At 70.7% G+C, this 11707-nt stretch carries 10 protein-coding genes; 6 read left to right on the top strand and 4 right to left on the bottom strand.

Going from position 1 to position 11707, the window contains the following annotated elements; translation table 11 throughout:
* Nucleotides 1-57 precede the first annotated feature (57 nt).
* Nucleotides 58-525 carry a hypothetical protein gene (locus AC1MEY_RS15325; RefSeq protein WP_480226351.1) on the top strand — a complete coding sequence of 156 codons (468 nt, stop codon included), beginning with the start codon at nt 58-60 and terminating at the stop codon, nt 523-525.
* Between the two features lie 92 nt (nt 526-617).
* Nucleotides 618-1166 carry a YceI family protein gene (locus AC1MEY_RS15320; protein ID WP_480226350.1) on the top strand — a complete coding sequence of 183 codons (549 nt, stop codon included), beginning with the start codon at nt 618-620 and terminating at the stop codon, nt 1164-1166.
* 146 nt (nt 1167-1312) lie between these two features.
* Here the strand turns inward: AC1MEY_RS15320 and AC1MEY_RS15315 are convergent, their stop codons facing one another.
* Both AC1MEY_RS15315 and AC1MEY_RS15310 read right to left on the bottom strand, forming a co-directional pair.
* Nucleotides 1313-3328, bottom strand: a complete 2016-nt coding sequence (locus AC1MEY_RS15315; protein ID WP_480226349.1) for an FAD-dependent oxidoreductase — start codon at nt 3326-3328, stop codon at nt 1313-1315.
* The gene (locus AC1MEY_RS15310) at nt 3325-3891 is read right to left on the bottom strand and encodes a PadR family transcriptional regulator (RefSeq protein ID WP_480226348.1); all 567 of its coding nucleotides are present in this window, start codon (nt 3889-3891) and stop codon (nt 3325-3327) included. The genes AC1MEY_RS15315 and AC1MEY_RS15310 overlap by 4 nt, the downstream gene beginning before the upstream one ends.
* A gap of 267 nt (nt 3892-4158) precedes the next feature.
* Here AC1MEY_RS15310 and fdxA point away from each other — a divergent pair, with 267 nt between their 5' ends.
* Both fdxA and dapC read left to right on the top strand, forming a co-directional pair.
* A complete protein-coding gene (gene fdxA / locus AC1MEY_RS15305; protein WP_480226347.1) occupies nt 4159-4482 on the top strand; it encodes a ferredoxin in 324 nt (107 codons plus the stop codon).
* Nucleotides 4483-4508: 26 nt separating this feature from the next.
* A complete protein-coding gene (dapC, locus tag AC1MEY_RS15300; protein ID WP_480231506.1) occupies nt 4509-5597 on the top strand; it encodes a succinyldiaminopimelate transaminase in 1089 nt (362 codons plus the stop codon).
* 96 nt (nt 5598-5693) lie between these two features.
* On the opposite strand, the gene AC1MEY_RS15295 is transcribed toward dapC, so the two are convergent.
* A complete protein-coding gene (locus tag AC1MEY_RS15295; protein WP_480226346.1) occupies nt 5694-7268 on the bottom strand; it encodes a PucR family transcriptional regulator in 1575 nt (524 codons plus the stop codon).
* Nucleotides 7269-7351: 83 nt separating this feature from the next.
* Between AC1MEY_RS15295 and pruA the strand changes: the two genes are divergently transcribed.
* Together pruA and AC1MEY_RS15285 are read left to right on the top strand one after the other, a co-directional pair.
* Nucleotides 7352-8986 carry an L-glutamate gamma-semialdehyde dehydrogenase gene (gene pruA / locus AC1MEY_RS15290; RefSeq protein ID WP_480226345.1) on the top strand — a complete coding sequence of 545 codons (1635 nt, stop codon included), beginning with the start codon at nt 7352-7354 and terminating at the stop codon, nt 8984-8986.
* Nucleotides 8987-8988: 2 nt separating this feature from the next.
* Nucleotides 8989-9942 (top strand): proline dehydrogenase family protein, encoded by a 954-nt coding sequence (locus tag AC1MEY_RS15285; protein WP_480226344.1) that lies wholly within the window; start codon nt 8989-8991, stop codon nt 9940-9942.
* Nucleotides 9943-10042: 100 nt separating this feature from the next.
* On the opposite strand, the gene AC1MEY_RS15280 is transcribed toward AC1MEY_RS15285, so the two are convergent.
* Nucleotides 10043-11695: a nucleobase:cation symporter-2 family protein gene (locus tag AC1MEY_RS15280; RefSeq protein WP_480226343.1), complete on the bottom strand. Its 1653-nt coding sequence runs from the start codon at nt 11693-11695 to the stop codon at nt 10043-10045.
* Nucleotides 11696-11707 lie beyond the last annotated feature (12 nt).

The raw sequence follows: 11707 nt of genomic DNA, 5'->3' as shown, positions 1-11707 counted from the left end.
ACTCGGGGACGGCTGGTCGACCGCTATCTTGAGCTGTCGCCCAGCCCAGGAGTGCGCATGACCACGATCTTCGGCCTCCCCGCCCACGCACTGCTGGTGCACGGGCTGGTGGTCCTCGCCCCGCTGACCGCTGCCCTGCAGATCCTGTGCGCGCTGTGGCCCGCTGCGCGCCGCCGATTCGTGTGGCTGGTGCTCGCCTTCTCGGTCGCCGTGCTCGTCTCGACGCCGCTCGCCGTTTCCGCCGGCGAATGGCTCTACGGCCGCGAGGAGGAGCACAGTCCCATCCTCGAAGCCCACGAGGAACGCGGCGAGTGGATGATCTACTTCGCGGTCGGACTGCTGATCGTGTCCATCGCCCTGACGGCGCAGCATTGGCTCGAGACGCGGAAACCGGCGAAGCGCACCGTGCTCAACGTGACGGTGGCGGTGCTCGCGGTGGTCGTCGGTGTGTCCGCGGTGGTCGGAGTGGTGCGCATCGGCCACTCCGGGACCGAGGCGAAGTGGGGCGTCATCTCCGTCGGCTGATCCGGACCGCGGTCCGGAATAACATCGGACTGCGGTCCGTTTCACTCGGAAGAAGCGCCGACGCGCGGCGCTCACACCCGAGGAGACACGCCATGACCGCAGCAGTAGCCACCGACCTGACCGCAGGTACGTGGGCCATCGATCCCGTTCACTCGTCCGTCTCGTTCACCGTCCGCCACCTCGTGGTGAGCAAGGTCCGCGGCAGCTTCGGCACGTTCTCCGGCGCGATCGTCGTCGCGGAGGACGGCACCCCGTCGGTGACCGCGGAGATCGCCGTCGACTCGGTGGTCACCGGCAACGAGCAGCGCGACCAGCACCTCAAGTCGGCCGACTTCTTCGACGTCGCCAACCACCCCACCGCGACCTTCACGTCCACCGGCGTCCGCGCCGACGGCGACGCGTACGTGCTCGACGGTGACTTCACGCTGCACGGCGTCACCAAGCCCGTCAGCCTCCAGCTCGAGTTCAACGGCGTCAACCCCGGCATGGGTCACGGCGAGGTCGCGGGCTTCGAGGCCTCGGTCGTGCTGAACCGCAAGGACTTCGGCATCGACATCAACATGCCGCTGGAGACCGGCGGAGCCGTGGTCGGCGACAAGGTCACCATCACCCTCGAGATCGAGGCGCTCAAGCAGGCCTGATCTCACCCCGCGAGCGTGCGCTTTCTCGGGTTTCGCTCCGGCGTGTTGCCCGCAGACACGCACGCTCGCGGAAGGGGGCGACCCCCTCGGCGTCCGCGGAAGGGGGTCACCCCCTCGCAGACACGCACGCTCGCGGAAGGGGGCGACTACAGGCGGGCGGCGAGTTCGGTGCCCTGGCGGATCGCGCGCTTGGCGTCGAGTTCGGCGGCGACGGCCGCGCCGCCGATGACGTGCGGCTCGATCCCGTCGCGGCGCAACCCGTCCTCGAGGTCGCGGACCGGCTCCTGGCCCGCGCAGACGACGACGTTGTCGACGGCGAGCAGGCGGGTGCCGGTCCTCTTTGGCCCGAAGCTGATGGAGAGTCCGTCGTCGTCGATGCGTTCGTAGTTGACGCCGGACAGCTGCTCGACGCCCTTCGCCTTCAGCGACGCGCGGTGCACCCAGCCCGACGTCTTGCCCAGGCCGCGGCCCTGCGGTCCCGTGGTGCGCTGCAGCAGGTACACCTCGCGCGCCGGCGGCAGCGGGATCGGCGCCACCAGCGCGCCGCGGACCTCCTGCGGGTCGGCGGCGCCCCACTCCGCCTTCCACTCCTTGAGGTTCAGCGTCGGAGACTCGGTCGTGACGAGGAACTCGCTGACGTCGAAGCCGATGCCACCCGCGCCGATCACCGCGACCCGGTCGCCGATCGGCGCGCCGAGGAGGGCGTCGGCGTAGGACAGCACCATCGGGTGGTCGATGCCGGGGATCTGGGGCATCCGCGGGGTCACGCCGGTGGCCAGCACGACGTCGTCGAACTCCGCCAGGCCCTCGACCGAGGCCCGTGCGCCGAGGCGTACGTCGACGCCGTGCTTGGCCAGCATCGTGGTGTAGTAGCGCAGCGTCTCGGCGAACTCCTCCTTGCCGGGAACCCTTCTGGCGAGGTCGAATTGGCCGCCGATCGACGAACCCGCCTCGAACAGGGTCACGCGGTGTCCGCGTTCCGCGGCGGTGACGGCGGCCGACAGTCCGGCCGGGCCGGCGCCGACGACCGCCACCGAGCGGGCGCGCCGGGTGGGTCCGAGGACGAGCGTCGTCTCGTGTCCGGCGCGCGGGTTGAGCAGGCACGACACCGTCTGATGCTTGAACGCGTGGTCCAGACATGCCTGGTTGCAGGCGATGCAGGTGTTGATCTCGTCGGCCCGGTCGGCCGCGGCCTTGCGCACCCAGTCCGGGTCCGACAGCAACGGTCGTGCCATCGAGACCAGCTGCACGCGGCCGTCGGCGAGGATCTGATCGGCGGACTGCGGCATGTTGATCCGGTTGGACGCGACGACGGGGATGGTGACGTGTTCGGCGACGGCATTGCTGACGTCGACGAAGGCGCCCGTCGGCACGGACGTCACGATGGTCGGCACCCGCGCCTCGTGCCACCCGATGCCGGTGTTGATCATCGTCGCGCCGGCAGCCTCGACTTCGGTTGCGAGCGACACGATCTCGTCCCAGCTCTGGCCGTCCTCGACGTAGTCGGCCATCGACATCCGGTAGCAGACGATGAAGTCGCGACCCACGGCCTCGCGGGTGCGCCGGACGATCTCCACCGGCATCCGGCGCCGCTTCTCGGGGGTCCCGCCCCAGGCGTCGGTGCGCTTGTTGGTGCGGGGCGCGAGGAACTGGTTGAGCAGGTACCCCTCGCTGCCCATGATCTCGACGCCGTCGTAGCCGGCCTCGCGGGCCAACAGTGCGCAGCGCACGAAGTCGTCGATGGTGCCCTCGACGTCGCGCAGTCGCCGCGGCCGAAAGGGGTTGATGGGAGCCTTGATCGACGACGCGCTCACCGACAGCGGATGGAACGCGTACCGCCCCGCATGCAGCACCTGCAGCAGGATCTTGCCGCCCTCGGCGTGGACGGCGTCGGTCACCCGACGGTGTCTGCGGGCATCGGCGGACGACAGCATCTGCGCCGCGAACGGCAGCAGCCATCCCGTGCGGTTGGGCGCGTACCCGCCGGTGATGATCAGCCCGACGCCACCGCGCGCACGTTCGGCGAAGTACGCCGCGAGCCGATCGACGTCGCGGGCGCGGTCCTCCAGGCCGGTGTGCATGGAGCCCATGACGACCCGGTTGCGCAGTGTGGTGAAGCCGAGGTCCAGCGGGGCCAGCAGGTGCGGATAGGTGGTGCTCACGTGTCGCCTCCCAGCGCCCGCAGGATGTCGTCCAGCCAGTCCACCGACCCCTGCTCGGCGCGGATGCCGCCGCGCAACACCAGATGCTGGTGCAGCGCGGCGCCGGTGAGGGCGTCGGGGTCGGGGAACTGGCGCTTCTCGAGGCCCAGGTAGGTCTCGAGCGTGGTCGCGCGTTCCAGGCGCAGCGTGACCACCTGGTCGCGCAGTGCCTCGACGCTGGTGTCGTCGCCGAAGCAGAGGCCGCGCAGCTTCACCGCGAGTTCCCGGGTCCGCGAGTCGGTGACCGAGCTGCCGCGCCCGATTAGGGGCTCGGCAATCCAGCGGACCAGTTCGGCGCGGCCGGCGTCGGTGACGTCGTAGACCTTCTTGTCCGGTCGACCGGATTGCGCGACCACCTCGACGCTGATCCAGCCGTCGTCGGTCATCGTGCGCAGCGTCCGGTAGATCTGCTGGTGGGTGGCCGCCCAGAAGTAGCCGATCGAGCGGTCGAACCGGCTCGCCAGCTCGTAGCCGGAGCCGGCCTGCTCGGCGAGCGACACGAGGATCGCGTGGGGAAGGGCCACGGACGGCAGCGTAAGCGGTACCAGCGGTCCTATGCAACTGGGTGCACAGCGTCGCGACACGGCGCATTCCGGCTTGTCGTGTTTTATCTGCGACGTCTAGTATCAGTAATCACGCGCCACCCCTTCCTGGGGCGGCGCGTGAAGTTAGGGCACACTGAGACGAGCGTCCAAGTCCGGGCAACGCATACTTGCTCCGGTTTCGTCTCGGAGCCCCGTGATACACCCGAACGAGCCCGACCAGCAGCCCACTGGACAGGAGAGACACCCGTGACGTACACCATCGCCGAACCCTGCGTCGACGTCAAAGACAAGGCATGTATCGAAGAGTGCCCGGTCGACTGCATCTACGAGGGTGCTCGCATGCTGTACATCCACCCCGACGAGTGCGTGGACTGCGGCGCCTGCGAGCCCGTGTGCCCGGTCGAGGCCATCTACTACGAGGACGACGTCCCCGACCAGTGGAGTTCCTACACGCAGGCCAACGCCGACTTCTTCGGTGAACTGGGCTCCCCGGGCGGCGCGTCCAAGGTCGGCCAGACGGACAACGATCCGCCGGCCATCAAGGCGCTCGCACCGCAGGGCGAGGGCTGACGTCCCCGTTCTCGCTGCGCCGTCCGCTGTCGTCGGCGTTACCGGTCTTCCCGTGGGACACGCTCGCTGACGTCACGGCGCAGGCACGCGACCATCCGGACGGCATCGTCGACCTCTCGGTCGGCACTCCCGTGGACGCCGTCGCACCGCTGATCCGCGACGCGCTGACCGCAGCGAGTTCGGCGCCCGGTTACCCGACCACCGCCGGAACCGCCGCGTTGCGGTCCTCGATGACGGCCGCGATGCGCCGCCGGTACGGCATCACCGGCGTGGCTGACGACGCCGTGCTGCCGGTGATCGGCACCAAGGAACTCATCGCCTGGTTGCCCACGCTGATGAACCTCGGCGCCGACGACGTCGTGGTGGTTCCGGAGCTGGCCTATCCGACCTACGACGTCGGCGCCCGGCTGGCCGGCGCCCAGGTGGTGCGGGCCGATTCGCTGACACAGCTCGGGCCCCGGTCGCCCGCCCTGGTCTTCCTGAACTCGCCGAGCAACCCGACCGGCGCCGTCCTCGGCGTCGAGCACCTCCGCAAGGTCGTCGGCTGGGCCCGCGAGCGTGGCGCGCTGGTGGCCTCCGACGAGTGCTACCTCGGGCTCGCCTGGGACGCCGAACCCGTGTCCGTGCTGCATCCGTCGGTCAGCGACGGCGACCACACCGGCCTGCTCGCGGTGCACTCCCTGTCCAAGACGTCGTCGCTCGCGGGCTACCGCGCGGGCTTCGTCGCCGGCGATCCGGCCGTGGTCGCCGAGTTGCTGGCGGTGCGCAAGCACGCGGGCATGATGGTGCCCACGCCGGTGCAGGCCGCGATGATCGCCGCGCTCGACGACGACGCGCACGAGGCCGAGCAGCGGACGCGATACGCCGCACGCCGCACCGCCCTCCTGCGAGCGGTCCGCGACGCCGGGTTCACCGTCGACCACTCCGAGGCGGGCCTCTACCTGTGGGTCACCCGCGACGAGCCCTGCCGTGACACCGTCGCCTGGTTCGCCGCGCGCGGGATCCTGGTGGCGCCCGGCGAGTTCTACGGACCGCGCGGCGGCCGGCACGTGCGGATGGCGTTGACCGCCACCGACGAACGCATCGACGCGGCCGTCGCCCGCCTCGCCGCCTGACGCGTCCCCCACCTCCCGCCGAACTGGAGAGTCACGTCGTGATCGCGCGTCGTCAGCGACGTGACTCTCCAGTTCGGCGAGCCGACGGAGCGAGGTTCACGCCGTCGCGCGCAGGCTCAGCGACAGCAGTAGCCGGACGTCCGGATCGGCCAGCGACGTGCCCAGCTTGTCCTCGATCCGGCGCACCCGGTAGCGAACGGTGTTGGGGTGCACGTGCAGCCATGCCGCGGCGGTCGCCACGTCGCCGAACGCGTCGAGGTAGGCGCGCAGCGTCTCGGCCAGGACGGGATCCTCGTCGCGCAGCGTGCGGATGCGCGGGTCGGTGAGCCGGTCGTCGGCGGCGATCATCGTCACGATCTCGTCGAGCAGCACGGTGGTGCGCGCCTCGTCGAGCGACGTCACCTGGCCGAGCGTGCCGGGGTGACGGCCGGCGGTGTCGAGGACGCGGTCCACCTCCGTGCGCGCCGCCGCCGCGCCCGCGAGACCCGATGCGGGCGAGGCGATTACGGCCCGCAGCTCGATGTCCAGCTCCGACCGCAGCGCCGCGATGGTCCCGCGGATCCAGGACGGGACCGACGCCCGGCCGGTGTCGGGGAACACCACGTACACCCGCGATCCGTTCGCGGCGACCTGCGCGTCGGGCCGAAAGGCGCTGGCGCTCAGCGCGAGTACCTCGGGGAGGCGGGTGGAATCGGCTCGCGGACCGTCGAAGCCGATGACCGCGGGCCGTCCGTCGGCGACGATGCCCAGTCCGCGTGCCAGCTCCGCGATCTCGGCGGTCCGGTCGCGCAGGCCGAGCAGCTCCTGCACCAGGACCGCGTGGGTGGACGGGTTGGCGGCCAGCCGCGCCATGATCCGTCCGGCGAGGACCGCGGCGCCGCGCAGCACGTCGTCGGCGTCGTCGGCGAGGGGACGCGAACCCTCTTGGACCCAGATGGTGCCGGCGAACGTCGGTGGCCGCCGCGGGTCGGCGCCCTGGTGGTGGATGCCCACGGCGCGGCGTGGCCGCAGACCGAGTTCCGGCCTGGCGTCGACCCGGACGACGTCGCCCGCGCGGACGGCGTCGAAGATGCCCCACTGGCCGAGCCAGGCCAGGTGCTCCGGCGGGCCCGCCCGGCCGAGGATGGACAGCCGGCGGAGGTCGTCGGCCTCGTCGTTGGAGGCGGAGTAGGCCAGCACGTGCGACTCGGCGTCCTCGATGCTCACCATGCCGTGCGTGCGGTCGCCGATGGACTGCGCGAGCCCGAACAGGTCGGCGCCCGACTCGTCCCGCGGATCCGCGCGGTCGCCGTGGTGGGCGAAGACGTGGTCGACGAGTCGGTACAGGCGTTCCCAGCGGGCCCTCGGTTCGACGGCGACCACCGCGGTGCCCGCCGCGCGGGCCCGCTCGACGACCGCGGCGGACGGGTCCTTGACGAAGATGGCCGCCGGCGTGCGGGGCGCGGCCTGCCGGACCAGCCACGACAGCACCGCGTCGTCACCCACGCCGAGCAGGAAGAAGACGTCCGCGGACCCGGACGCCGCGGCGAGGCCCAGGCGGACGTCGTCGGAGTCGATGAGCGCCGCGGACGACACGGTGAGGTCGAGTCCGCGGGGCGCCTCGACGAGCGAGACCATCGTGGCGTCCAGCGCGAGCACCAGCTGGCCGAGGCTGACTCCGGGCGTCGTCATGTTGTCCGATCGTACGGTCGAATGGTCACGATGCTGTCCGATTGGCCAAGAAGATTCGAGGGTGGACGCGTCAGAGTGTGAGCATGACCACTCTCACCGCCATCACCGACGTTCCGATGCCGGTCAACGAACCCGTGCACGACTACGCACCCGGTAGCCCCGAACGGGCGCTGCTCACCACCGCGCTCGCCGATCTGGACGGTGCGGCCATCGACCTGCCCCACGTCATCGGCGGCCGCCACGTCATGGGCGACGGACAGCGCATCGACGTGGTGCAACCGCACCGCCACGCCGCCGTGCTCGGCACGCTCACCAACGCCGGCCACGCCGAGGCGACCGCCGCGGTCGAGGCCGCGATCGCCGCCAAGGACGCCTGGGCCGCGACGCCGTTCGACGAGCGGGCCGCGGTGTTCCTGCGCGCCGCCGACCTCCTGGCCGGCCCGTGGCGCGAGAAGCTCGCCGCCGCCACGATGCTCGGCCAGTCGAAGACCGCGTACCAGGCGGAGATCGACGCGGCGTGCGAACTCGTCGACTTCTGGCGCTTCAACGTCGCCTTCGCCCGCGACGTCATGGCGCAACAGCCGATCAGCGCGCCGGGCGTGTGGAACCGCACCGACTACCGGCCGCTCGAGGGCTTCGTCTACGCCGTCACGCCGTTCAACTTCACGGCCATCGCGGCCAACCTGCCCACCGCGCCCGCGCTGATGGGCAACACCGTCGTGTGGAAACCGTCGGTGACGCAGACGTTCTCGGCATACCTGACCATGCAGCTGCTCGAGGCGGCGGGGCTTCCCCCGGGCGTGATCAACCTCGTGACCGGCGACGGGTACGCCGTGTCCGACGTCGTGCTCGCCGATCCGCGGCTGGCGGGCATCCACTTCACCGGCTCCACGGCCACGTTCCAGCATCTGTGGCGGGAGGTGGGCACCCACGTCGACCGCTACCGGACCTACCCGCGACTGGTGGGCGAGACCGGCGGTAAGGACTTCGTCGTCGCGCATCCCAGCGCGCAGCCGGACGTGTTGCGCACCGCGTTGATCCGCGGTGCGTTCGACTATCAGGGGCAGAAGTGCTCGGCGGCGTCGCGGGCGTTCGTGCCGCGGTCGGTGTGGGCCCGGATGGGCGACGACTTCCTCGGCGCCACCGAGGCGCTGCGCTACGGTGACGTGACCGACCTGACCAACTTCGGCGGCGCGGTGATCGACGCACGCGCCTACCGCAGGTGCGTCGATGCCATCGAACGGGCGAAGAGCGCACACGTCACCATCGCCGCCGGCGGCGAGTACGACGACGCGGAGGGCTTCTTCGTCCGGCCGACCGTCCTGCTCTCCGACGACCCCGGCGACGAGGCGTTCAGCCGCGAGTACTTCGGGCCCATCCTCGCCGTCCACGTCTACGAGGACGACCGGTGGGACCAGGTGCTCGATGTCGTCGACGGTGGCTCGACCTACGGCCTCACGGGTGCCGTCATCGCCGACGACCGGGCCGCGATCCTGCAGGCGCAGAACCGGTTGCGTCACGCGGCGGGCAACTTCTACGTCAACGACAAGCCGACGGGTGCCGTCGTCGGGCAGCAGCCGTTCGGTGGCTCCCGCGCCTCGGGGACCAACGACAAGGCGGGATCCCCGCAGAACCTGCTGCGCTGGACGTCGGCGCGGTCCATCAAGGAGACGTTCGTGCCCGCGACCGATCACCACTACCCGCACATGGGAGTCTGATCATGGGAGTCTTCAGTCGCGTCGCGAGGCCGACCATCCTCGCGGCGAGCCGCTCGGACCGGCTGCGTCGCATCGCCGAGAAGGCGCCCGTCACCCGCGACGTGGTGCACCGCTTCGTGCCGGGGGAGAGCACGGCCGACGTCCTGACGTCCGTTGCCGCGCTGCGGGATTCGCGCCGTCTCATCAGCGTCGACTATCTCGGCGAGGACGTCACCGACGCCGACGCCGCCGACGCCACGGTGCGCGCCTACCTCGCCCTGCTCACCGCGTTCGGCGACCGCCGCGAGACCGGGGATGCTCCGCGGCCGCTGGAGGTGTCGCTGAAGCTGTCCGCGCTGGGGCAGGCCCTGCCGCGCGACGGCGAGAAGATCGCCTACGAGAACGCACATGCGATCTGCGCCAAGGCGCGCGACGTCGGCGCGTGGGTCACCGTGGACGCCGAGGACCACACCACCACCGATTCGACGCTGTCGATCGTGCGGGACCTGCGCGTCGACTTCGACTGGCTGGGCACGGTGCTGCAGGCCTACCTGCTGCGCACCGAGGCCGACTGCCGCGAGTTCGCGGCGGCGGGCGCGCGGATCAGGCTGTGCAAGGGCGCCTACGACGAGCCCGCGTCGGTGGCCCACCGCGAGCGGGCCGACGTGACCGACGCCTACCTGCGTTGCCTGCGAATCCTGATGTCGGGCAACGGCTATCCCATGGTTGCGTCCCACGACCCGGAGATCATCGACGCGGTACCGGCCCTTGCCGACGAGTTCGGCCGCGGCGTCGACGGCTTCGAGTATCAGATGCTCTACGGGATCCGCGACGGCGAGCAGCGCCGACTGGCCGACGCCGGCAATCACGTCCGCGTCTACGTTCCGTTCGGCACCCAGTGGTACGGCTACTTCGTCCGGCGCCTCGCCGAGCGGCCCGCGAACCTGACGTTCTTCCTGCGCGCGCTCGTCGACTGACGCGGGTGCGCGGCCGCCGATCCTGCTGTGTGATCGCGGAAATCACCGATACGGCGATCCCACAGCAGGATCGGCGCAAGAATCGCAGCGGGAGCAGGGCTCAGCCGCCGCGCGCGGAGAACCTGCCCTCGGTCACGTCGTCCCACTTCTGGCACACCGCCGCGACCTGCGGATCGCCCTGCTCGCGGATCCACGCGCAGGTGTCCCGGTCGGTCGACGGGTTGGTGACGATGATCGTCCGCAGTTCGGGGCGCTCCTCGGCCAGCGTCCGCAGGCGGTGCGGCGGCGTCGACGGGTCCGCGGCCCGCAGCGCGTCCAGCGGATCCGGCAGTGCGCCGCGTGGCGCGTCGTGGGCGGCGAGACCCGATTCGTCGTCGGACACGGAACGGCCGGCGTTCAGCACGAGGTTGAGCACGATCGCCGTGATCGCACCGGCCGAGATGCCGGAGTGGAAGATCGTCTGGAACCAGTCGGGGAACTGGCTGTAGAGGTCGAGCGACACGTTGACCGGGGAGTAGGTGAGCGACCGGTCGGTGTAGTAGAGCTTCGCCTCGGTCAGCATGGCCACGCCGATCGAGATGGCCACGACCAGGATGTTGGTGTTGTCGAACCTGACCTTGGTCAGCGTGCGGACGCCGCTCGCGGCGACCATGCCGAACAGCGCGACGCCGGCGCCGCCGAGCACCGCCAGCGGGATGCCCTCGACGACCGCGGCCATCTTGGGCAGCAGACCCAGTAGCAGCAGGATGACCCCGGCACCGGTGGCGACGTGGCGGGTGCGCACGCCGGTGATCGCGACCAGGCCGACGTTCTGCGCGAACGCCGTGTACGGGAACGTGTTGAACACGCCGCCGATCACCGTGCCCAGCCCGTCGGCGCGCAACCCGTCGGCGAGCCGGCCGGGTGTGATCTTCTCGTCGACGATCTCGCCCACCGCAACGATGTCACCCGTCGTCTCGGTCATGATCACGATGGCGACGATCAGCAGCGCGATGATCGACCCGATCTCGAAGGTGGGCAGGCCGAACTGGAAGGGCGTCACGACGCCGACCCAGCCGTACTCGCCCATGTGGCTCCAGTCGGTCATGCCGAGCGGAACGGCGACCACCGTCCCGATCAGCAGGCCGAGCAGGATCGAGACCCGGCGCAGACCCTCGGGCGCGAAGCGCTCGATGGCGATGATGACCGCGAGGGTGAAGAAGCCCATGCCGATGGCCTTCGGATCGCCGAAGTTCGGCCCCGTGCCGCCCCCGAACCAGCCGGCGGCCACCCGCATCAGGGAGACGCCGATGATGAGGATGATCGTGCCGGTCACCAGGGGTGGGAAGAACCGGATGAGCCGGCCGAAGACCGGTGCGAGCACGATCATGAAGAGTCCGCACGCGATCACCGATCCGTAGATCGCGGTGATGCCGTGGTTCGAGCCGATCGTGATCATCGGCCCCACCGCGGCGAAGGTGACGCCCTGCATCAGCGGCAGCCGTACGCCGAACCGCCAGAAGCCGACGGCCTGGATGATCGTGGCGATGCCCGCGACGAACAGGTCGGCCATGATGAGGTGCACGATGTCGGACTGCTCGAGCTGACCGGCGCTCACCATCGCGCCGCCGACGATCAGTGGCACGGCGACCGCGCCCGCGTACATCGCGAGCACGTGCTGGATCGCGAGCGGCAGGAGCCGCTTCAGCGGCGGAACGTCGTCCACCGGACGACGGGCGCGCCGGCCGTCGCGAAGAATCGTCACGAGCGTCATCGGCCCATGGTG

The sequence above is a fragment of the Mycobacterium sp. PTI7 genome (assembly GCF_056679845.1).
The sequence above is the reverse complement of the archived record's forward strand: the minus strand, read 5'-3'. Positions and strand labels throughout refer to the sequence as shown.

Excerpts from the sequence above, each read along its gene's own strand:
- AC1MEY_RS15285 (WP_480226344.1), top strand. The coding sequence starts at position 8,989 with ATGGGAGTCTTCAGTCGCGTCGCGAGGCCGACCATCCTCGCGGCGAGC.
- AC1MEY_RS15325 (WP_480226351.1), top strand. The coding sequence starts at position 58 with ATGACCACGATCTTCGGCCTCCCCGCCCACGCACTGCTGGTGCACGGG.
- AC1MEY_RS15320 (WP_480226350.1), top strand. The coding sequence starts at position 618 with ATGACCGCAGCAGTAGCCACCGACCTGACCGCAGGTACGTGGGCCATC.
- AC1MEY_RS15280 (WP_480226343.1), bottom strand. The coding sequence starts at position 11,695 with ATGACGCTCGTGACGATTCTTCGCGACGGCCGGCGCGCCCGTCGTCCG.
- pruA (WP_480226345.1), top strand. The coding sequence starts at position 7,352 with ATGACCACTCTCACCGCCATCACCGACGTTCCGATGCCGGTCAACGAA.
- AC1MEY_RS15295 (WP_480226346.1), bottom strand. The coding sequence starts at position 7,268 with ATGACGACGCCCGGAGTCAGCCTCGGCCAGCTGGTGCTCGCGCTGGAC.